Source organism: Escherichia coli DSM 30083 = JCM 1649 = ATCC 11775 (assembly GCF_003697165.2).
In the GTDB taxonomy this organism is placed as follows: Bacteria; Pseudomonadota; Gammaproteobacteria; order Enterobacterales; family Enterobacteriaceae; genus Escherichia; species Escherichia coli.
Map to the genome: position 1 here is coordinate 3,840,074 of NZ_CP033092.2, position 22,596 is coordinate 3,862,669.

Sequence of the window (22,596 nt, forward strand, 5' to 3'; positions counted from 1 at the left end):
GTTCTTCTGTTGCAAGACAGAAGAAGATATCTCTCAAATTTGCTTTGGTCTTCACGAATACTTTTTCGTTCGTCGCGTCGGTGCGGTGTTTGCCGGGTCGTCCGGCCAGACATGTTTGGGATAACGCCCTTTCATCTCTTTTTGCACCTCACGGTACGCTCCTTTCCAGAAGGCGCTCAAATCACGCGTGATTTGCAGCGGCCTTTGGGCAGGGGAAAGCAACTCCAGCACCAACGGTACGCGCCCCTGGGCGATAGTCGGATTAGTGGCCTCACCAAACATCTCCTGCATTCTCACCGCCAGCGCGGGCGGGTTATCTTCATGGTAACGAATGGCGATCCGGCTTCCCGTCGGCACAGTGTAATGCGCAGGCAATTCACTATCCAGACGTTGCTGCATTACCCAATCAAGTAATCCACGCAGTGCCTGATAAATATCGAGTGATTTCAGGCCGCGTAGCGAATGCACGCCTGTCATATGCGGCAGTAGCCACGTTTCCAGCGTCGCCAACAAACTTTCATCATCAACCGCTGGCCAGTCATATTCCGGCAACCACTTTGCGGCGCATAACAAACGCAAGCGTAGCTGTTCCGCTTCCGCCGTCCAGTTGAGCACGCTTAAACCTTTATCACGAATGCCGTTAAGCATCGCCTGATGCAACTCGTCTTCCGAGGGTTTCGCCAGCGGTTGCACTTTAACCATCAACTGACCAATTTGCAGCCGACGCCAGGCTTTCAGCGTACCTTGCGCGTCATCCCACTCCACAGTGTCAGACTGCTGTACCAGCTGCGGGCAGCGTTGTACTAACTCATCAATATCGACCGGCAGCGCCAGTAAAATCCGTGCATCCGGTGAGGCGCTGCCCTGCAATAATAACGGTGCGATCAACCATTCGTGGCGGCTTAGCGCATCGTCGGCATCGAGCATCGCCCCCATGCCGTTCGCCAGTTGATAGCGTTCATCTTGCCCACGGCGACGAGCAATGCGATCGGCATACGCTCTGGCAAGTAGCGGCGCGATAAGCGAACTGTCTGCCTCACCGCCGCGTACGTTTAAGCGTTTTAACAGTTGCTGACTACGTTGCTGCCAGGCGGGTTGATTGCGCGAAAACGCCACGCCCAGGTCACTATTGCCCATCCGTGGCGGCTCTTCGAGAATGGCGGCAATTTTTGCCGCGGTAGCAGCTTCGTCGTCGTTCTTCGCGCTAACCAGCATTGCCGCTAAACGCGGATCGTTACCCAGCGTTGCCATTTTTTGCCCTTGCGCACTAAGCCGTTCACCGTCCAGCGCCCCCAGCATCCGTAACAGGCGTTTCGCGGCCAGTAGATTCACCGTTGGCGGTTGATCCAGCCAGCTCATCTGCGCCGGATCGCTGCATCCCCATTGCAGTAATTCCATCAGCAAACCGGAAAGATCGCTTTGTAAGATCTCCGGTTCACTTTGTGCGGCAGCGCGTTCTGCTTGTTCTTTGGCGATTAAATGCAGGCAGATACCCGGCTCCAGACGCCCGGCACGCCCGGCACGTTGCGTCATCGACGCCTGACTAACGCGTTGAGTAACCAGCCGCGTAAGCCCTGTACGCGGATCAAAACGCGCCACACGCTCCTGGGCACAATCCACCACCAGACGAATACCTTCGATGGTTAAACTGGTTTCAGCAATATTGGTCGCCAGCACCACTTTACGCATCCCTTGCGGTGCCGGGAGGATCGCTTTTCGCTGATCGTTCAGCGACAACGCGCCATACAGCGGGCAGAGCAACACATCACTGCCGATGCGTGAAGCCAGTTGTTCCTGCACACGCTGAATTTCTCCGACGCCAGGTAAAAATAACAGTAATGATCCACTTTCCTGACGCAGCATTTCGGCGGTGGCAACCGCGACGGCTTCGTCAAAACGCTGATGAGCGGGCAGCGGCAAATAACGGCGTTCAACCGGAAACGAGCGCCCTTCTGAGATGACGACGGGCGCTTCTGGCAGCATTTGCTGCAAGCGGTCGTTGTCCAGCGTAGCCGACATAATCAGCAGTTTAAGGTCATCACGCAGACCTTGTTGCACATCGAGTAACAGCGCCAACGCCAAATCCGCCTGCAAGCTGCGCTCATGAAATTCATCAAGGATCACCAATCCAACACCGCTCAGTTCCGGGTCACGCTGGATCATCCGCGTCAGCACGCCTTCGGTAACCACTTCCAGGCGGGTATTCGGCCCGACGCAGTTTTGCGCACGCATCCGGTAGCCAACGGTATCGCCTGGCTTTTCGTTAAGCAGCTCCGCCAGTCGTTGCGCAACGTTACGCGCCGCCAGACGACGCGGCTCCAGCAGGATAATTTTCCCGTTAATGCCGGGATGCGCCAGCAGTTGCAGCGGCAGCCAGGTTGATTTCCCGGCCCCGGTCGGCGCACTTAATAACACCTGCGATGCACCATCGAGGGCAGCAAGTAACTCAGGTAAGACGGCAGCAACGGGCAACGACGACACAAAACGCTCCAGAGGGTTAACATTCTTCGCGCCACATTGTAGCATCGCGGTAATTCATAACCGAGTGCCTCACATGTCTGAACCGCAACGGCTGTTCTTTGCTATCGACTTACCTGCAGAAATCCGCGAACAGATTATCCGCTGGCGCGCCACACACTTCCCACCTGAGGCGGGACGTCCGGTCGCCGCCGATAATTTGCATCTGACTCTGGCATTTTTAGGCGAAGTGAGCGCAGAGAAAGAGAAGGCGCTTTCTCTTTTAGCCGGACGGATTCGTCAACCTGGTTTCACACTCACGCTTGATGACGCCGGTCAATGGCTGCGTTCGCGTGTGGTGTGGTTAGGGATGCGACAGCCGCCACGCGGCTTAATCCAGCTGGCGAATATGCTCCGTTCACAGGCTGCCCGCAGCGGTTGTTTTCAAAGCAATCGTCCGTTTCATCCACATATTACCTTATTGCGCGACGCCAGCGAGGCGGTGACAATCCCGCCGCCAGGTTTTAACTGGTCGTATACGGTGACGGAGTTCACCCTTTACGCCTCCTCGTTTGCCCGTGGACGCACACGCTACACGCCGCTAAAACGCTGGGCGCTAACGCAATAACAAGGATTGTCGCAATGGAATTTTCTCCCCCTCTACAGCGCGCGACGCTAATTCAGCGTTACAAACGTTTTTTAGCCGATGTGATCACACCCGATGGTCGCGAATTAACGCTACACTGCCCGAATACGGGTGCGATGACCGGTTGTGCAACGCCTGGCGATACCGTCTGGTATTCGACTTCAGACAACACCAAACGGAAATACCCACACACCTGGGAATTAACTCAAAGCCAGAGCGGCGCAATTATTTGCGTCAATACGCTTTGGGCTAACAGGTTGACGAAAGAGGCTATCCTTAATGAATCAATTTCAGAGCTGGCAGGCTATAGCTCGCTGAAAAGCGAAGTAAAATACGGCGCCGAACGCAGCCGTATTGACTTTATGTTGCAGGCGGATTCGCGTCCAGACTGCTATATTGAAGTGAAATCGGTTACGTTAGCGGAGAACGAACAGGGATATTTTCCCGATGCGGTCACTGAACGAGGTCAGAAACACCTTCGGGAGTTGATGAGCGTAGCGGCTGAAGGCCAGCGTGCGGTTATCTTTTTCGCCGTGCTGCATTCAGCCATTACACGGTTTTCACCCGCGCGCCACATCGATGAGAAATACGCGCAACTATTGTCAGAAGCTCAACAGAGGGGGGTAGAAATTCTGGCTTACAAAGCGGAACTTTCTGCCGAAGGCATGGCTCTTAAAAAATCACTACCGGTTACATTGTAGTAGAGTAAGTAACTGGTTAATTTACATTCTGGTCGCGTGCGCAAATACGCTTTTCCTCACACAGTTGTCAAGTGTTACGTTTAGATAATTGCTATCCGGAAAAGCATCTGCTATTTATAGCGGCCTCATTTTTCCCCCGAACATGGGGATCGATAGTGCGTGTTAAGGAGAAGCAACATGCAAGAAGGGCAAAACCGTAAAACATCGTCCCTGAGTATTCTCGCCATCGCTGGGGTGGAACCATATCAGGAGAAGCCGGGCGAAGAGTATATGAATGAAGCCCAGCTGGCGCACTTCCGTCGTATTCTGGAAGCATGGCGTAATCAACTCAGGGATGAAGTCGATCGCACCGTTACACATATGCAGGATGAAGCAGCCAACTTCCCGGACCCGGTAGACCGTGCAGCCCAGGAAGAAGAGTTCAGCCTCGAACTGCGTAACCGCGATCGCGAGCGTAAGCTGATCAAAAAGATCGAGAAGACGCTGAAAAAAGTGGAAGACGAAGATTTCGGCTACTGCGAATCCTGCGGTGTTGAAATTGGTATTCGCCGTCTGGAAGCGCGCCCGACAGCCGATCTGTGCATCGACTGCAAAACGCTGGCTGAAATTCGCGAAAAACAGATGGCTGGCTAATTACAGCCGTTCCATCACGTTTACCACAGGCGGGAAATGCTCCCGCCTTATTTTTTGTTCAAAGAGATGACAGACACACACTATATTGGCCGCTTCGCCCCCTCTCCTTCCGGCGAGCTTCATTTTGGTTCTCTGATTGCTGCGCTTGGCAGCTATTTGCAGGCTCGCGCCCGGCAAGGTCGCTGGCTGGTACGCATTGAAGATATCGACCCGCCTCGTGAAGTTCCCGGTGCCGCAGAAACTATCCTGCGCCAGCTGGAACATTACGGCCTGCACTGGGACGGCGACGTTCTCTGGCAATCGCAACGTCACCACGCCTATCGCGAAGCACTCGCCTGGTTACATGAGCAAGGACTAAGTTATTACTGCACCTGCACGCGTGCGCGTATTCAAAGCATTGGCGGTATTTACGACGGTCATTGCCGGGATTTGCATCATGGACCAGACAACGCCGCAGTACGTATCCGCCAGCAGCATCCGGTCACCCAGTTTACTGATCTGCTGCGAGGCATTATTCACGCCGACGAAAAACTGGCACGGGAAGATTTTATTATTCATCGCCGTGATGGTTTGTTTGCCTATAACCTGGCGGTGGTGGTGGATGATCACTTCCAGGGCGTGAGCGAAATTGTCCGCGGGGCAGATTTGATCGAACCGACGGTGCGGCAAATCTCGCTGTACCAGCTTTTTGGCTGGAAAGTGCCAGATTACATCCATTTACCGCTGGCGCTTAATCCACAAGGCGCTAAACTTTCCAAGCAGAATCATGCGCCTGCGTTGCCGAAAGGCGATCCGCGCCCGGTGTTAATCGCGGCACTTCATTTTCTGGGTCAGCAGGTAGAAACACACTGGCAGGATTTCAGCGTCGAGCAAATCCTTCAGTCAGCCGTCAAAAACTGGACGCTGACCGCCGTGCCTGAGTCGGCAATTGTAAATTCAACATTCTCAAATGCGTCATGCTGAGCTATGATTAGCCGCTATTTTTTTGTCCTGAATGATGTTTGACACTACCGAGGTGTACTATTTTTACCCGAGTCGCTAATTTTTGCCGCAAGGTGCTAAGCCGCGAGGAAAGCGAGGCTGAACAGGCAGTCGCCCGTCCACAGGTGACGGTGATCCCGCGTGAGCAGCATGCTATTTCCCGCAAAGATATCAGTGAAAATGCCCTGAAGGTAATGTACAGGCTCAATAAAGCGGGATACGAAGCCTGGCTGGTTGGCGGCGGCGTGCGCGACCTGTTACTTGGCAAAAAGCCGAAAGATTTTGACGTGACCACCAACGCCACGCCAGAGCAGGTGCGCAAACTGTTCCGTAATTGCCGCCTGGTGGGTCGCCGTTTCCGTCTGGCTCATGTGATGTTTGGCCCGGAGATTATCGAAGTTGCGACCTTCCGTGGACATCACGAAGGTAACGTCAGCGACCGCACGACCTCCCAACGCGGGCAAAACGGTATGTTGCTGCGCGACAACATTTTCGGCTCCATCGAAGAAGACGCCCAGCGCCGCGATTTCACTATCAACAGCCTGTATTACAGCGTGGCAGATTTTACCGTCCGTGATTACGTTGGCGGCATGAAGGATCTGAAAGACGGCGTTATCCGTCTGATTGGTAACCCGGAAACGCGCTACCGTGAAGATCCGGTACGGATGCTCCGCGCGGTTCGTTTTGCCGCCAAATTGGGCATGCGCATCAGCCCGGAAACCGCAGAACCGATCCCTCGCCTCGCTACCCTGCTGAACGATATCCCACCGGCACGCCTGTTTGAAGAATCGCTTAAACTGCTACAAGCGGGCTACGGTTACGAAACCTATAAGCTGCTGTGTGAATATCATCTGTTCCAGCCGCTGTTCCCGACCATTACCCGCTACTTCACGGAAAATGGCGACAGCCCGATGGAACGCATTATTGAGCAGGTACTGAAGAATACCGATACGCGTATCCATAACGATATGCGCGTGAACCCGGCGTTCCTGTTTGCCGCCATGTTCTGGTACCCATTGCTGGAGACGGCACAGAAGATCGCCCAGGAAAGCGGCCTGACCTATCACGACGCTTTCGCACTGGCGATGAACGACGTGCTGGACGAAGCCTGCCGTTCACTGGCGATCCCGAAACGGCTGACCACGCTAACCCGCGATATCTGGCAGTTGCAGTTGCGTATGTCCCGTCGTCAGGGTAAACGCGCATGGAAACTGCTGGAGCATCCTAAGTTCCGTGCGGCATACGACCTGTTGGCCTTACGAGCCGAAGTTGAGCGTAACGCTGAACTGCAACGTCTGGTGAAATGGTGGGGTGAGTTCCAGGTTTCCGCGCCACCAGACCAAAAAGGGATGCTTAACGAACTGGATGAAGAACCGTCACCGCGTCGTCGTACTCGTCGTCCACGCAAACGCGCACCGCGTCGTGAGGGTACCGCATGACAGTGGCGTATATTGCCATAGGCAGCAATCTGGCCTCTCCGCTGGAGCAGGTCAATGCTGCCCTGAAAGCATTAGGCGATATTCCAGAAAGCCGCATTCTTGCTGTTTCTTCGTTTTACCGCACCCCACCGCTGGGGCCGCAAGATCAACCCGATTACTTAAATGCCGCCGTCGCGCTGAAAACCACTCTTGCCCCTGAAGGGCTACTCAATCACACACAGCGTATCGAATTGCAGCAAGGTCGCGTCCGTAAAGCTGAACGCTGGGGACCGCGCACGCTGGATCTCGACATCATGCTGTTTGGTAATGAAGTAATAAATACCGAACGTCTGACCGTTCCGCACTACGATATGAAAAATCGCGGCTTTATGCTGTGGCCACTGTTTGAAATTGCGCCGGAATTGGTATTTCCTGATGGCTTATCATTAGTTGAAGCTCTACAGGCAAAAGGCTTTAATGAATTAGATAAGTGGTAATTATTTTTTGCATGAATATAAATATATTCCGAAAATAATCTCGAGCTATTGCAAATAATAATATATTTAAGATAAATAAAAGCACAGAAATATAATATACCTTCCTGAAGTTCTAATTCCATACACCACCCCCTTAATTTTTTAAAGTTAATTTTACTAATTTTCATATTTAGTAAAATTAAATTGCATATGTCATGGCATTATGCAAAATAGCTGTCCCAATGATGAATGAATGTAATACTTAGTAAAAAACAAACAAACATCATTAACAAAGTAACGTTCAGTTACATGGCATTGCATCAAAATCTCATCATCATGCAATGCTGTTATCTGCTTTATGGAATATTACTCAAGGATTTTTATGTCTAAAAAATTAGGTTTTGCGCTGTCCGGTATTATGTTGGCAATGGCTGCTGGTACTGCATTTGCTGCTAACGATATGGACGGCGGTCAATTAAATATTAGCGGTCTGGTCGTTGATAACACTTGTGAAGCTCGTGTTGATGGCGGTAACAAAGACGGTCTGATCCTGCTGCAAACCGCTACTGTTGCTGAAATTACTGATGGTGTACTGGATACCACTGTAGGTGCTAAAGCTAAACCATTCAGCATTACTATTGACTGCAGCAAAGCTAACCCGGCTCCGGGTACTACTGCAAAAATGACCTTCGGTTCTGTTTTCTTTGGTAACAGCAAAGGAACACTGAACAACGACATGTCTATTAACACCCCGTCTGACGGCGTAAATATCGCTCTGCACAATATTGAAGGTTCTACTATTAAACAGGTTCAGGTCAATAATCCGGGTGATGTTTACAGCAAAACTCTGGATTCAACGTCTAAATCTGCAACCTACGATTTTAAAGCATCCTATGTTCGTGCGGATGCAAGCAAAGCAGCTACTGCCGGTTATGTAAAAACCAACTCAGCATATACCATTACTTACCAGTAAATATCAACCGCTTAAATTGATCGGGTGAATATATACAGGGAATAACATCAAATATTTTTACTTTTGATAATTATTCCCTGTTTTAATTAATTCTGTAAGGAATGGTTTATGTTTTTTAATACTAAACATACCGCAGCATTGTGCTTAGCGAGCTGTATGGCTTTTAGCTCATCAGCTATTGCAGACATCGTAATTTCAGGTACACGCGTAGTTTATAAAAGCGAACAAAAAAGCGTCAATGTACGTCTGGAAAATAAAGGCAATAACCCATTGCTGGTTCAGAGTTGGTTAGATACTGGAGATGATAACGCTGAACCAGGCAGTATTACTGTCCCCTTTACCGCTACGCCACCAGTATCACGTATTGATGCTAAACGTGGCCAAACAATCAAACTGATGTACACCGCCAGTAGTGCTCTGCCAAAAGACAGAGAAAGTGTGTTCTGGTTTAACGTACTGGAAGTTCCACCAAAACCCGATGCAGCAAAAGCAGCAAATCAAAGCCTGCTACAACTGGCATTTCGCACACGTATAAAACTGTTCTATCGCCCGGAAGGATTGAGTGGAATTTCATCTGATGCACCATTGGCTCTGAAGTGGTCCTGGGCAACATCTGAAGGCAAAGCAGCATTACGCGTTGATAACCCTACGCCCTACTATGTCTCTTTTAGCAGTGGTGATTTAGAAGCCAACGGCAAACGCTATCCCCTGGATATGACAATGATTGCGCCGTTCAGTAACGACGTCATCAAGGTAAATGGGATGAGTGGCAGAACAAGCTCTGCAAAAGTGCATTTTTTCGCCATTAATGATTTTGGTGGATCTATTGAAGGCAACGCCAACCTTTAATCTGGCAAGGATATAACACAGCAGGAAGCAGAACGTGACTATTAAATCTACTAATCACCTTACCCACATCGCCACGTTTTGCGCTCTGCTGTATAGCAATAGTGCTTTATGCGCTGAACTCGTCGAATATGACCATACATTTCTGATGGGAAAGGATGCTTCAAATATCGACCTTAGTCGGTATACAGAAGGCAATCCCACACTACCTGGCATTTACGATGTCAGTGTGTATGTTAACGATCAACCCATCATGAGCCAAAGCATTGCTTTTGCTGTTATTGAAGGTAAAAAGAACGCTCAGGCCTGCATTACGCAGAAAAATTTATTGCAATTTCATATCAGTTCACCAGACAAGAATAGCGAAAAAGCCATTTTGCTTAAGCGAGACGACGATCTTGGTGATTGCCTCAATCTGGCTGAAATGATCCCTCAATCATCCATTCGTTACGATGTTAACGATCAACGCCTAGATATCGATGTCCCCCAGGCATGGATTATGAAGAATTATCAAAACTATGTTGATCCCTCTTTGTGGGAAAATGGCATTAATGCAGCCATGCTTTCCTACAACCTCAATGGATATCACAGTGAAAGTCCAGGCAGAACAAATGACAGTATCTACGCGGCATTCAACGGTGGGATAAACTTAGGCGCGTGGCGGTTACGTGCCTCAGGTAACTACAACTGGATGACCAATGTCCATAGCGATTACGATTTTCAGAATCGCTATTTACAACGCGATCTTGCGTCACTACGTTCACAACTGGTTATTGGTGAATCTTACACGACCGGCGAGACCTTCGATTCAGTCAGAATTCGCGGTATTCGCTTATACAGTGACAGTCGAATGCTGCCTCCGGTATTAGCCAGTTTTGCGCCAATCATTCATGGCGTAGCGAATACCAATGCCAAAGTAACCGTTATGCAAAATGGTTATAAGATCTATGAAACGACGGTGCCGCCAGGGGCTTTTGCCATTGACGATCTTAGCCCGTCAGGTTATGGCAGCGATCTCATTGTGACTATCGAAGAAGCTGATGGCACAAAACGGACGTTCTCCCAGCCATTTTCATCTGTTGTGCAAATGCTGCGCCCTGGCGTTGGTCGCTGGGATATTAGCGCCGGTCAGGTTTTAAAAGACAGTATCCAGGATGAGCCTAATTTATTTCAAGCCAGCTACTACTATGGTTTGAATAACTACCTGACAGGATATACCGGTATTCAGCTAACCGATAATAACTATACCGCCGGATTGCTGGGGCTTGGTATGAATACCCCCGTGGGGGCTTTTTCTGTCGATGTTACTCACTCAAATGTCAGCATTCCGGACGATAAAACCTATCAAGGACAAAGCTACCGTATTTCCTGGAACAAGTTATTTGAAAATACCAGTACATCATTAAATATCGCGGCCTATCGCTACTCCACCCAGCATTATCTGGGCCTCAATGATGCGCTGACGCTGATTGATGAAGTAGAACATCCTGAGCAAGATCTTGAGCCTAAATCCATGCGCAATTACTCGCGCATGAAAAATCAGGTCACGGTCAGTATCAACCAACCGCTGAAATTTGAGAAAAAGGATTACGGTTCATTTTATCTCTCTGGAAGCTGGTCAGATTACTGGGCCTCCGGGCAAAACAGTACTAATTACTCTATTGGTTATAGCAATAGTGCGTCCTGGGGCAGTTACAGTATCAGTGCTCAACGTTCGTTGAATGAAGATGGTCAAACCGACGATAGCATTTATCTCAGCTTCACAATTCCAATAGAAAATTTACTGGGTACGGAACACCGCAGCTCCGGCTTCCAGAGTATTGATACACAATTAAACAGCGACTTTAAGGGTAATAACCAACTCAATATCAGCAGTAGTGGTTACAGCGATACCAATCGCATCAGCTACAGCGTAAACACGGGTTATATGATGAATAAATCCAGTGATGATTTGAGTTATATCGGCGGTTATGCCAGTTATGAATCGCCGTGGGGAACGCTGTCAGGTTCAGCCTCAGCAAGCAGTGATAATAGTCGCCAATTCTCACTCAATACTGATGGTGGATTTGTGTTACATAGCGGCGGGCTGACGTTCAGTAATGACAGTTTTAGTGATTCCGACACTCTGGCTGTCATTCAGGCGCCAGGAGCAAAAGGCGCTCGTATTAACTACGGAAACAGCACCGTAGACCGCTGGGGTTATGGTGTGACCAGCGCCCTTTCGCCATACCATGAAAATCGTATCGCACTGGACATTAACGATCTGGAAAACGATGTTGAATTGAAAAGCACCAGTACTGTCGCCGTCCCGCGCCAGGGAGCCGTCGTCTTTGCTGATTTTGAAACAGTTCAGGGACAATCGGCAATTATGAACATCGTGCGAAGCGATGGTAAAAATATTCCATTTGCAGCGGATATTTATGATGAACAAAACAATATCATCGGCAACGTAGGTCAGGGTGGTCAGGCCTTTGTTCGCGGTATCGGGCAGGAAGGAAATATACGAATTACCTGGATTGAAGAGGGCAAACCGGTCAGTTGTTTTGCTCATTATCAACAAAACACGACATCAGAAAAAATAGCACAATCTATTATTCTGAACGGACTTCGTTGTCAGATACAGTAACCACAAGGGACTTCCAATGATAAAAATCACACCACATAAAATAACAATACTCATGGGACTATTGTTATCGCCTTCGGTATTTGCAACGGATGTTAATGTCGATTTTACCGCTACCGTGAAAGCAACAACCTGTAATATTACACTTACCGGAACTAATGTCACTGATAATGGAAAAGATAAGTACACCTTAGTTATTCCCTCGATGGGAATGGATAAAATAGCCAATAAAACAGCACAATCTGAAGCCAACTTTAAATTGGTAGCCAATGGATGCAGCAGTGGAATTAGCTGGATTGATACAACCCTGACAGGAAATCAATCAGGAAGTTCACCCGCGCTAATTATCCCCCTGGCCAGTGATACAACCTCCACCACAAGCTATATCGGAATGGGATTTAAAAGGAAGGCGACTTCAGGCGATACATTTCTGAAACCTAATAGCGCAGAATATATACGTTGGAGTGCATCAGAAATTAGCACCGATGGACTTGAGATGACTGTCGCACTGCGTGAAACAAGTGTAGGGAAAGGTGTTCCAGGCAAGTTTCGCGCACTGGCAACTTTTAACTTCAGCTATCAATAACAAGGATGACAATGATGATATTAAAAAAATTATGTTATGGATTATCGGGTAGTCTATTTCTGGCTTCATCACTGTTAACCATTTCCTCACATGCGGCCACTGACAGTATTGGCCTGACTGTTACTACTGACGTAGAAATGGGTACCTGTACATCAACGTTGACTGATGACGGTACAACTAAAATTTCCACCATCAATTTCGGTGATGTATATATTTCTGAAATTAATGCCGAAACTAAAATTAAAACCTTCAAATTACAGTTCAAAGACTGTGCGGGGATTCCCGGGAAAAAGGCCAAAATAAAATTGACTACACGAGCATTATGTGAAGGTAATTCTAATAATGGTCCTGGATTTGCTAACGCATCAACGGCAACAGCAAAAGCAGCGGCGGTCGCCGTTGAGGTCTGGAGCACATCCACACCAGGTAAGAACGGCGCTAAACAATTCAGTTGTGTCACCCCCGCAACAGAAGAAGTCAGTATTGCTAATGCGACGGGCAGCAATGTTGTCGATTACCCAATGAGTGCGGTGTTGGTGGTCGCAAAAGATAAAACTGTCACAAATGTCACTGCGGGTGATTTCACTGCCCCGGCAACATTCACCGTGACTTATAACTAACAGGCAGACTGATTCAGGAACTAAATATGCGTCCCACTCAACGTAATCTGATGAAAAAATCAATTCTGCTTCTGTCGTTGCTATTCAGCGCCACTTCCCCTGTGGTTGCAGGACAGGATGTTGACATTGTTGCAAATATAAAAAATAACACCTGCCAAAGTGGAATCAGCAACAACGGAAATATTGATTTAGGTGTCGTTGGCGTGGGCGATTTTACCGGAAACATTTCAGCCGAAAATTATCACCCCGGTGGAAAAGAGTTCACTATTACAGTACAGGACTGCACACTTCAGGGCACAGGGAATGTGTTAAATCAGTTACATATTAATTTTCGCGCACTCAGTGGCGTAATGGCGACAGGTTCCAGTCAAATATTCGCTAATGAAGACAACGCCGGGGCTAAAAATGTTGGGGTAGTTATATTTTCTATTCAGGACCCGGCAAATACCTTCAACGTTCTTAGTGCCACTGGTAGCTCACGTTCCGTTTATCCGGTCATGTCATCAGCACTAAATAATTCATCCTGGAAATTTAGCACCCGAATGCAAAAAATCGATCCAGCGCTGAATGTCACCTCTGGCCCACTGATAAGCCATGTGTTAGTGGATATTTACTACGAATAACAGACAAAGTGCTGCAAGCATTATCTTGCAGCATGACAATGGAGTAAAAATGAAGATATTCTTCAGATACTTTCTTTTTTTAGCACTGTGCTCTTGTTGTTATATAGCAAGTGCCGGTACCGATGATCACGTCGGCTATGTTGTTGGGAATAATTACGGTGTTGGTCCATCAGGCCAAAAATGGCGAGAGACAGGTCCTAATGGAGATGTTACCGTCAAATTCCGGTATGGCTCAGTCACCAATAATTTAGTTTTTTATAAACCAACCCAACTTGGCCCAACCGGGGTGTCATTAAAATGGGCGCAGTTAGATTCCGCTTCAGGTGGAGGTTTCCTTTACTGTAACAGGAGTGGTAGCACAAGCGGCGGGCCAATGCATATTGAAAATAAAATGGTTGATTCCGGTAAAAGTTATGGCGGACATAAACTCTTTAAGACATCTGTTCCAGGCCTGTATTACACGTTAGCAATATCAAACATTTGGTCAACATATACATATACTGATATCAACCCATCAGGCATGTATATTGGCGATTCTACGAGCCAATCTTTTAACTGGCGTGGCGAAAGCGAGCAAACACTATATTGGTCTTGCAACAATGCGAATACAAAAAATAAATATTGGGCCGTTGGCGGCGTTATGCAAACGCTCACGATTGAATTTTATACCGATACCGACTTTAACCCGACAACGAATCAACGGGTAACATTATCCAGAACAGATAATTACCTCTACTCATTCAAAGCATATGGTGCTGGCATTGGTATCAATGACTACAGCTATTTTCTTAAAATAGACTTTGACCTGACAGATATCGTATTAACAAACCCTACCTGTTTTACTGCGGCGCTTAGTGGCTCATCGGTAAGTGGTTCAACGGTTAAAATGGGTGATTATACCCCAGCGCAAATAAAAAATGGCGCAACAGCGGTTCCTTTTGATATCACGCTACAGAACTGTATTCGTGTTCGCAATATAGAAACAAAACTCAAGTCAAACAAGGTGGGTAGTGTAAGCAAAGAACTTCTGGCTAACACACTCACAGGAAATGACGCAGCAAAAGGCGTTGGTGTACTGATTGAAGGTTTAAAAAACACTAAAAGTGCACAAATGGTACTGAAACCAAATGATGCAACGTCTATTTATAAAGATTATGAAACAGAAGATGACACTACCGGAGGAATTTACCCGGATAAAGGAAACGGTACCTCACAACCTCTTCATTTCCAGGCTACATTAAAACAAGACGGTAATATTGCTATAGAACCGGGGGATTTTAAAGCCACCAGCACTTTTCAGGTTACCTACCCCTGATAACACTATCGCACCGCCAGACAACGGCGGTGCGATACGGATAAATCATTGCCCCCACCAATGTGACTGATAAAATGCGAGACAGCACAACATCATTTATCAGGATACGCTATGAAACCAACCACGATTGCTTCATTGCAGAAATGCAAGCAGGACAAAAAACGTTTCGCAACCATCACCGCTTACGACTACAGCTTCGCAAAACTGTTTGCCGAAGAAGGACTTAACGTCATGCTGGTCGGCGATTCACTGGGCATGACGGTTCAGGGGCATGACTCCACGCTACCGGTTACCGTTGCCGATATCGCCTATCACACCGCCGCTGTGCGTCGCGGCGCGCCAAACTGCCTTCTGCTGGCTGACCTGCCATTTATGGCGTATGCCACGCCGGAACAAGCCTTTGAAAACGCCGCGACTGTCATGCGTGCTGGGGCCAACATGGTCAAAATTGAAGGCGGCGAGTGGCTGGTAGAAACCGTACAAATGCTGACCGAACGTGCCGTTCCAGTTTGTGGTCATTTAGGCCTAACCCCACAGTCAGTGAATATTTTCGGTGGCTACAAAGTCCAGGGGCGCGGCGATGAAGCGGGCGATCGACTGCTCAGCGATGCATTAGCCTTAGAAGCTGCTGGGGCACAACTGCTGGTACTGGAGTGCGTGCCGGTTGAACTGGCAAAACGCATTACCGAAGCACTGGCGATCCCGGTTATCGGTATTGGCGCAGGCAACGTTACCGATGGACAGATCCTCGTGATGCACGATGCGTTCGGCATTACTGGCGGTCATATCCCTAAATTTGCCAAAAATTTCCTCGCCGAAACGGGCGACATCCGCGCGGCTGTGCGGCAGTATATGGCTGAAGTGGAGTCCGGCGTTTACCCGGGCGAAGAACACAGTTTCCATTAAGGAGTGACGTTGTGTTAATTATCGAAACCCTGCCGCTGCTGCGTCAGCAAATCCGCCGCCTGCGTATGGAAGGTAAGCGCGTGGCGCTGGTGCCCACCATGGGTAACCTGCACGACGGCCATATGAAGCTGGTCGACGAAGCCAAAGCCCGCGCCGATGTGGTCGTCGTCAGTATTTTCGTTAACCCAATGCAGTTTGACCGCCCGGAAGATCTGGCACGTTATCCACGGACCTTGCAAGAGGACTGCGAAAAGCTGAACAAACGTAAAGTGGATTTAGTTTTCGCGCCTTCGGTAAAAGAGATCTACCCGAACGGTACTGAAACCCACACCTATGTTGATGTTCCCGGTCTTTCCACCATGCTGGAAGGTGCCAGCCGTCCGGGACATTTTCGCGGCGTGTCGACTATCGTCAGCAAGCTGTTCAACCTGGTCCAGCCAGATATCGCTTGCTTCGGTGAAAAAGATTTTCAGCAACTGGCGCTGATCCGCAAAATGGTTGCTGATATGGGCTTCGATATTGAGATTGTCGGCGTACCGATTATGCGTGCGAAAGACGGTCTGGCGCTGAGTTCCCGTAACGGTTATCTGACGGCGGAACAACGCAAAATTGCGCCCGGTCTGTACAAGGTTTTAAGTTCAATTGCCGACAAATTGCAGGCTGGCGAACGGGATCTCGATGAAATTATTGCTATTGCCGGGCAAGAACTGAATGAAAAAGGTTTCCGTTCCGATGATATTCAGATTCGTGATGCCGACACATTGCTGGAAGTCTCTGAAAACAGCAAACGCGCAGTGATTCTGGTAGCCGCCTGGCTTGGCGATGCTCGCCTGATCGACAACAAACTGGTCGAACTGGCGTAATGCTTAACTGGCGCTACGGCTGATGGCGCCAGTTATTCATTGCCACGTTATCTGTAGGCAATTATTCATAATGCAGACAACTTAGTTAATCATTTTATCAATCTCAGCAAGAGGTAAATTTGCCATCTCTGCAACGTCTTCCCGAGACATTCCTTTACTCAGAAGACGCAGGGCGAATTCCTGACTTACTTCCTGTCTTCCCTGCTGAATCCCCTTCTCTTCAAACCACTGCGCCAGCGTCATCATAGACTCCCCTCCCGTTTCCCTGTCTCTCACCACACCATAAAACAAATCCGCTTGTTCAGTATGACCGCGTTGCAGCATATAGTTTTGCATGGCAACTAACTGACTTCCGCTAGTGTACCCTTCGTCAATCAGCGTGACCAGTTGCTCCAGCAATAACATTAAGTCGCGCTGGCGAATATGTTTTTGCAGCAGTTCGAGAATCGCAATCCGCCGATGTTGCATGATTTCGTCATCCGGTGTGATAGTGATATCCACCAGCGGGAAAGGACTGTTATAGACGCGTCGCGCCAGTTCCGGTGAGTAAAACATATCAAACCAGCACATTGATAGCGGATAAGGTGTGGCCTCGCCCTGATAAAACAGAATTGGCACCACCAGCGGCAGCTTATCGTGATCAGCCTCCAGATGCCGGTGCATGGCAGCAATAGAATAACGCATCATGCGAAAGGCCATTTTCTTATCTGGCTTGCTTTGGTGTTCAATCACAACATGCAGATAACCCGTACTACCCTGCATCTGTACGGAATAGAGCACGTCAGTGCTGTGCCCTTTCAGGCTTTCTTCAATAAAACTCCCCGACTCAAGATGCAGCGTGTCGAGGTCACACAGTTCGCGTAGCTCCGCTGGCAAATGGATATCCAGAAAGTCGCGAGCCGTTTCCGCATGCATTAAAAATTGTTTAAACACCGCATCATGCGGTGTGGTACTCGGTGCATCCATCTTCCCTGCCTTCCGTGTGGTCTTGCGTGAAGGCAGTATCCAGTCATGGTGTGCCGTCGTCAGCCGCCTCTTTAGTGTTTACCGAGCAGCGTTCAGATAAATTTCAATTGGTTACAGGCGTTACATGGCACGCTTCGGCACGGTACGCAAACTGCTGCTGCAAATGCCGTCAGATGAGTAGACACTCAACAAAAATCGGGCAATACTGCGTGAGAATTTCCTCAAAGCAGGCATCGCCTGCTTCGTTAACGACAGGGTAGAAAGGTAGAAGTTATGATTCGCACGATGCTGCAGGGCAAACTCCACCGCGTGAAAGTGACTCATGCGGACCTGCACTATGAAGGTTCTTGCGCCATTGATCAGGATTTTCTTGACGCAGCCGGTATTCTCGAAAACGAAGCCATTGATATCTGGAATGTCACCAACGGCAAGCGTTTCTCCACCTATGCCATCGCGGCAGAACGCGGTTCGAGAATTATTTCTGTTAACGGTGCGGCGGCCCACTGCGCCAGCGTCGGCGATATTGTCATCATCGCCAGCTTCGTTACCATGCCAGATGAAGAAGCTCGCACCTGGCGACCCAACGTCGCCTATTTTGAAGGCGACAACGAAATGAAACGTACCGCGAAAGCGATTCCGGTACAGGTTGCCTGATTGTTATCCCTGCGGCTGGTTACTCACCAGCCGCGACATCGTCTCCAGCGAATCCGTTCTTAAGATATAAAGTCGTTTTAGTAACAACGGATTATCCCCCGGTTTTACTTTGCCTTTCATGGTCGTCACCGCCAGGTGAAATCCGGCTTCTTTTGCTGCCTTCACGGCTTTGTCATTAAATCCGCCAAATGGATAAGAAAGATACAAAACATGTGGATTAAATTGCGCCAGAGCGCGGCGTGAACGTGCAAAATCAAACAGAATATTGTGCTCACTACGGCTCAGCAATATAGGCCGCCGATAACCATCTATCCGATGCAAAAAATGAGTATGTGACTGGAAATCAAATACATCGCGAATTTCGTTAAGTTCAGAAACGCTCATAAATTGCAGCGATTTTGGGTTCCATTTCTGCGGGTGACGTTTGATGCGCGAGGTAACAATAAACGCCGTCGCCTTCATACCATATTGTTTCAACACAGGATACGCATAGCGGCTCACCGACTTGAGGCCATCATCAAAGGTAATTACCACCGCTCGCGCAGGGAGATTGATCTTATTCTTCACGTAACCTTCCAGCTGCGCCATGCTCAGTGTCGCGTATCCCCTGTCGCGCAGCCAGGCCATCTGGTTATTGAAAGCGCGTACCGAGGTGGTCGTCGAAGTATGGCGAAAACGGGTGTTTTCTTCGTCGCGCAAAATATGGTGATAGGTTAGCACCGGCAAGCCATTATCGGGTTGGGCATCCAGCGCGCTGATATAGGCCAGTCGATCGCCAATACGGATCTGATACCAGGTTTGATTTAACCTGTCTTTCAGTTTATGCAAAATCGGGTAGCGCAAATTGTCCGCCAGTACTCCAAATGGCGCACTGCCCACACTCGGTGCGTTATAAACCGGCGTATCTTTCCTGGTTATTAAGTTCTGATTACTCAGCGGCTTGTTGAGGTCACCCAAACCATCTTCAACTTTTTGTCGCCCCTGAACCGGCTCGAGATGGCCTTTATCGATAAACCCTTTACCAAAGCCAAAATTAAATACGTAATAACTTGCGGCAGTGGGCTCCACGGCAATGATTTGTCCGGCCCGAATATTCCCTACCGTCACCATTTTGTCGCCAATTTGCGCCCAGACCGCGGCATTTTCGATGGTTTGCATATAACGGGCAGGTAACGCGGCACTGACACTTGCGGTAAACAGCATCAGCAGGAGAATAACAGCTTGTTTGTACATGAAAAAATAACCGAGGGTGAAACAACGCCTTTATTGTAGCAAAAGCGTCATCAGAATCGCGGGTTAATACTCATACAAATTATGTTTGAGGACGAAAGGCGGATTTTTTTGTTGTTGGTGCCAAAGACTACTCACCTCCGGCGCACCCAGTTCGACAATATGCTCGCGAAACGCTGAACTGGTCATGGTTTCACGGCAAGCCATCATCTGTTCAATTAACGGTAACGTGACACCAGAAATCACTTCGCAACGGGAGTGTTTGTGGCTTAATAATGAAGCCACGCGGTACGGTGGCGCTCCGGCTATATCGGTTAAAAAGATAACGCCCTCACCAGAGTCCGTTTCATGCAAGGCATCGCACATCATGCGGCTGAGCATATTAGAGCTTAATCCGCGCCAGAAATTCACGGCCCGGCACTGAAGAAGTGCCCCATGTTTTTTCTCCAGCGCATCCAGTATCTCTTGCGCCCGGTCATCGTGACAGGTAATTACCCAACCTAACATCGCCTTCCTCCTTAGCCGAAAATCAGTCTACCCTGACCATTGTTGATAAAGGGTGATAGCCGTCAAAACTCCTCTCCCCCAAATCCAGAGGAGAGGAAATAGCCTTAGCTACGCAAACCACGTCCACGTTGGATCAGCGACCAACAGATCAAATAAAACGCCACAATAAAGACCACCAGTACACCGAAGGTAGTGACCAGCGGAACATCATTGATACCGAGGAAGCCGTAGCGGAAACCACTGATCATATAAACGATTGGGTTCAGGTGCGACAGCCCTTGCCAGAACGGCGGCAACAAAGTCAGGGAGTAAAACACCCCGCCCAAATACGTGAGTGGCGTTAACACAAAGGTTGGCACCAGGCTGATGTCATCGAACGTTTTGGCAAACACGCCGTTCAGCAAACCCGCAAGGGAGAATAGCACCGCAGTGAGCACCAGGGTTAAGGCAACGAATACCCACGAATGCACCTGAAACGGCACAAAAAACAGTGAAATTGCCGTCACCAAAATACCAACAAACAGACCACGCGCCACGCCACCACCGACATATCCGGCAATAATGACATGAGTCGGAACCGGCGCTACCAGCAGCTCTTCAATATTACGCTGGAACTTGGCACCAAAAAATGATGACGCGACGTTAGCGTAGGCGTTGGTGATCACCGACATCATGATCAGCCCCGGTACGATGAACTGCATGTAGCTGAAGCCATGCATATCGCCAATACGCGAACCAATCAGGTTACCGAAGATAATAAAGTAAAGGGTCATGGTGATGACTGGCGGCACCAGCGTCTGCACCCAGATGCGCATAAAGCGATGGATCTCTTTCGCCCAGATGCTTTTTAGCGCCACCCAGTAAAGATGCATCATGTGCGATCTCCTTGTTTTTCATTAACCAGTGAAACAAACAGCTCTTCCAGACGGTTAGCTTTGTTACGCATACTTAATACCTGAATGCCCTGCTCACTTAACTGCGTAAATACGCTGTTGATGCCCTGCTCACGCAGCACTTCAACTTCCAGCGTGGCGGTATCTACCAGTCGATACTGATAGCCATCGAGCTTCGGTAACGGACTTTTCGGTGCGAGATCGAGAATAAAGGTTTCTGATTTCAGCTTCGCCAGCAGCGCCTTCATCGAAGTATTTTCCACCAGCTCACCGTGTTGAATAATGCCGATATTGCGGCACAGCATTTCTGCTTCTTCCAGGTAATGTGTGGTGAGAATGATGGTGGTGCCTTTGTCGTTTAAATCCTTCAAAAAGCCCCACATTGAGCGGCGAAGTTCAATATCCACGCCTGCGGTCGGTTCGTCGAGAATCAGTAGTTTAGGTTCATGCATTAACGCACGGGCAATCATTAAACGGCGCTTCATCCCGCCAGATAACATACGCGCACGTTCGTTGCGTTTTCCCCATAGATCGAGTTGTTTAAGATACTTTTCGCTGCGAATGTACGCTTCTTTGCGCTCCACACCGTAGTACCCTGCCTGATTCACCACAATTTGCTGCACGGTTTCAAACGGGTTGAAGTTAAATTCCTGTGGCACCAGCCCCAACTGACGTTTAGCGTTTACGACATCTTTCTCGAGATCGTAACCAAATACGCTGACCCGCCCGGAGGTTTTATTTACCAGAGAGCTGATAATACCGATAGTGGTCGATTTTCCGGCCCCGTTCGGCCCGAGAAGCGCATAAAAATCACCCGCTTCGACCTGCAAATCGATTCCACGAAGCGCCTGAACGCCGCCTGGATAGGTTTTTTTAAGCTGTTGAAGTTCCAGTGCAATGGTCATAAATTTTTACTTACCTTACGTTCTTACACTTTATCTGTGGTTTAAATCGTCCCGGAGTTGCCCTATATTAGCCAAACGTAATTATTTGGTTACAGGTCGTTAACCTCCATGAAAGACATAGATACACTCATCAGCAACAATGCACTATGGTCAAAAATGCTGGTGGAAGAGGATCCCGGGTTTTTTGAGAAACTGGCACAAGCGCAAAAACCGCGCTTTCTATGGATTGGATGTTCCGACAGTCGCGTTCCTGCAGAACGTTTAACCGGTCTTGAGCCGGGCGAACTCTTTGTTCACCGTAATGTTGCTAACCTGGTCATTCACACCGACCTGAACTGCCTTTCCGTGGTTCAGTATGCAGTGGATGTACTCGAAGTTGAACACATTATTATCTGTGGCCACTACGGTTGCGGCGGCGTACAAGCCGCAGTTGAAAACCCAGAACTGGGGCTTATCAACAACTGGCTGCTGCATATCCGCGATATCTGGTTCAAACATAGCTCATTGCTCGGCGAAATGCCGCAAGAGCGCCGTCTGGATACCTTGTGTGAACTGAACGTCATGGAACAGGTGTATAACCTGGGCCACTCCACCATTATGCAATCAGCGTGGAAACGCGGGCAGAAAGTTACCATTCACGGCTGGGCCTACGGCATTCACGACGGCTTGCTGCGTGATCTGGATGTCACAGCGACTAACCGCGAAACCCTTGAGCAACGTTACCGTCACGGGATCTCCAACCTCAAGCTGAAGCACATCAATCACAAATAAATT

Annotated in this window: 23 protein-coding genes; 17 read left to right on the forward strand and 6 right to left on the reverse strand. The window is 48.8% G+C overall.

Going from position 1 to position 22,596, the window contains the following annotated elements:
* Positions 1-51 precede the first annotated feature (51 nt).
* Complete coding sequence (gene hrpB, locus EAS44_RS19850) at positions 52-2,481, reverse strand: ATP-dependent helicase HrpB (protein ID WP_001362943.1); 2,430 nt, start codon at positions 2,479-2,481, stop codon at positions 52-54.
* Positions 2,482-2,554: 73 nt separating this feature from the next.
* Here hrpB and thpR point away from each other — a divergent pair, with 73 nt between their 5' ends.
* The 15 genes from thpR (at position 2,555) to panC (ending at position 16,667) form a co-directional block, all read left to right on the forward strand.
* Entirely contained in the window at positions 2,555-3,085 is a 531-nt protein-coding gene (thpR, locus tag EAS44_RS19855) for an RNA 2',3'-cyclic phosphodiesterase (RefSeq protein WP_001294708.1), read from the forward strand.
* Positions 3,086-3,099: 14 nt separating this feature from the next.
* Positions 3,100-3,804 (forward strand): DNA/RNA nuclease SfsA, encoded by a 705-nt coding sequence (sfsA, locus tag EAS44_RS19860; RefSeq protein ID WP_000396047.1) that lies wholly within the window; start codon positions 3,100-3,102, stop codon positions 3,802-3,804.
* 177 nt (positions 3,805-3,981) lie between these two features.
* Positions 3,982-4,437 (forward strand): RNA polymerase-binding protein DksA, encoded by a 456-nt coding sequence (dksA, locus tag EAS44_RS19865; protein ID WP_001155227.1) that lies wholly within the window; start codon positions 3,982-3,984, stop codon positions 4,435-4,437.
* Between the two features lie 66 nt (positions 4,438-4,503).
* The gene (gene gluQRS, locus EAS44_RS19870) at positions 4,504-5,400 is read left to right on the forward strand and encodes a tRNA glutamyl-Q(34) synthetase GluQRS (RefSeq protein ID WP_001339550.1); all 897 of its coding nucleotides are present in this window, start codon (positions 4,504-4,506) and stop codon (positions 5,398-5,400) included.
* A gap of 59 nt (positions 5,401-5,459) precedes the next feature.
* Positions 5,460-6,857: a polynucleotide adenylyltransferase PcnB gene (pcnB, locus tag EAS44_RS19875; RefSeq protein ID WP_010723084.1), complete on the forward strand. Its 1,398-nt coding sequence runs from the start codon at positions 5,460-5,462 to the stop codon at positions 6,855-6,857.
* Positions 6,854-7,333 carry a 2-amino-4-hydroxy-6-hydroxymethyldihydropteridine diphosphokinase gene (folK, locus tag EAS44_RS19880; RefSeq protein WP_000215153.1) on the forward strand — a complete coding sequence of 160 codons (480 nt, stop codon included), beginning with the start codon at positions 6,854-6,856 and terminating at the stop codon, positions 7,331-7,333. The genes pcnB and folK overlap by 4 nt, the downstream gene beginning before the upstream one ends.
* A gap of 361 nt (positions 7,334-7,694) precedes the next feature.
* The gene (locus EAS44_RS19885) at positions 7,695-8,285 is read left to right on the forward strand and encodes a fimbrial protein (RefSeq protein WP_001314434.1); all 591 of its coding nucleotides are present in this window, start codon (positions 7,695-7,697) and stop codon (positions 8,283-8,285) included.
* Between the two features lie 108 nt (positions 8,286-8,393).
* On the forward strand, positions 8,394-9,134 hold the full coding sequence (locus tag EAS44_RS19890; protein WP_000465919.1) for a fimbrial chaperone: 741 nt from the start codon (positions 8,394-8,396) through the stop codon (positions 9,132-9,134).
* A 34-nt stretch (positions 9,135-9,168) separates the two neighbouring features.
* Positions 9,169-11,757, forward strand: coding sequence for an outer membrane usher protein (gene htrE / locus EAS44_RS19895; RefSeq protein ID WP_000153311.1), 2,589 nt, complete (start codon positions 9,169-9,171; stop codon positions 11,755-11,757).
* Positions 11,758-11,773: 16 nt separating this feature from the next.
* Positions 11,774-12,340 carry a fimbrial protein gene (locus EAS44_RS19900; RefSeq protein ID WP_000591065.1) on the forward strand — a complete coding sequence of 189 codons (567 nt, stop codon included), beginning with the start codon at positions 11,774-11,776 and terminating at the stop codon, positions 12,338-12,340.
* An 11-nt stretch (positions 12,341-12,351) separates the two neighbouring features.
* The gene (gene yadL / locus EAS44_RS19905; RefSeq protein ID WP_001298424.1) at positions 12,352-12,960 is read left to right on the forward strand and encodes a fimbrial-like protein YadL; all 609 of its coding nucleotides are present in this window, start codon (positions 12,352-12,354) and stop codon (positions 12,958-12,960) included.
* A gap of 26 nt (positions 12,961-12,986) precedes the next feature.
* Complete coding sequence (locus tag EAS44_RS19910; protein ID WP_001247917.1) at positions 12,987-13,583, forward strand: fimbrial-like protein; 597 nt, start codon at positions 12,987-12,989, stop codon at positions 13,581-13,583.
* Between the two features lie 49 nt (positions 13,584-13,632).
* On the forward strand, positions 13,633-14,898 hold the full coding sequence (locus EAS44_RS19915; RefSeq protein WP_000688328.1) for a fimbrial-like adhesin: 1,266 nt from the start codon (positions 13,633-13,635) through the stop codon (positions 14,896-14,898).
* Between the two features lie 111 nt (positions 14,899-15,009).
* Positions 15,010-15,804: a 3-methyl-2-oxobutanoate hydroxymethyltransferase gene (gene panB / locus EAS44_RS19920; protein ID WP_000805462.1), complete on the forward strand. Its 795-nt coding sequence runs from the start codon at positions 15,010-15,012 to the stop codon at positions 15,802-15,804.
* Positions 15,805-15,815: 11 nt separating this feature from the next.
* Positions 15,816-16,667, forward strand: coding sequence for a pantoate--beta-alanine ligase (gene panC / locus EAS44_RS19925; protein WP_000905380.1), 852 nt, complete (start codon positions 15,816-15,818; stop codon positions 16,665-16,667).
* 81 nt (positions 16,668-16,748) lie between these two features.
* On the opposite strand, the gene rpnC is transcribed toward panC, so the two are convergent.
* Positions 16,749-17,633, reverse strand: coding sequence for a recombination-promoting nuclease RpnC (gene rpnC, locus EAS44_RS19930; RefSeq protein WP_000339931.1), 885 nt, complete (start codon positions 17,631-17,633; stop codon positions 16,749-16,751).
* Positions 17,634-17,906: 273 nt separating this feature from the next.
* Here rpnC and panD point away from each other — a divergent pair, with 273 nt between their 5' ends.
* Positions 17,907-18,287 (forward strand): aspartate 1-decarboxylase, encoded by a 381-nt coding sequence (gene panD, locus EAS44_RS19935; protein WP_000621515.1) that lies wholly within the window; start codon positions 17,907-17,909, stop codon positions 18,285-18,287.
* 3 nt (positions 18,288-18,290) lie between these two features.
* Here panD and yadE read toward each other — a convergent pair whose 3' ends face one another.
* The 4 genes from yadE to yadG all read right to left on the reverse strand — a co-directional run bounded on the left by yadE (position 18,291) and on the right by yadG (position 21,822).
* Complete coding sequence (gene yadE, locus EAS44_RS19940) at positions 18,291-19,520, reverse strand: polysaccharide deacetylase family protein (protein ID WP_000277928.1); 1,230 nt, start codon at positions 19,518-19,520, stop codon at positions 18,291-18,293.
* Positions 19,521-19,583: 63 nt separating this feature from the next.
* Complete coding sequence (gene yadI, locus EAS44_RS19945; RefSeq protein WP_000901993.1) at positions 19,584-20,024, reverse strand: PTS sugar transporter subunit IIA; 441 nt, start codon at positions 20,022-20,024, stop codon at positions 19,584-19,586.
* 104 nt (positions 20,025-20,128) lie between these two features.
* On the reverse strand, positions 20,129-20,899 hold the full coding sequence (gene yadH, locus EAS44_RS19950; protein ID WP_000972203.1) for an ABC transporter permease: 771 nt from the start codon (positions 20,897-20,899) through the stop codon (positions 20,129-20,131).
* Entirely contained in the window at positions 20,896-21,822 is a 927-nt protein-coding gene (gene yadG / locus EAS44_RS19955; RefSeq protein ID WP_000150638.1) for an ABC transporter ATP-binding protein, read from the reverse strand. The genes yadH and yadG overlap by 4 nt, the downstream gene beginning before the upstream one ends.
* A 108-nt stretch (positions 21,823-21,930) precedes the next feature.
* Here yadG and can point away from each other — a divergent pair, with 108 nt between their 5' ends.
* A complete protein-coding gene (gene can, locus EAS44_RS19960; RefSeq protein ID WP_000651600.1) occupies positions 21,931-22,593 on the forward strand; it encodes a carbonate dehydratase in 663 nt (220 codons plus the stop codon).
* The last annotated feature ends 3 nt before the right edge of the window (positions 22,594-22,596 follow it).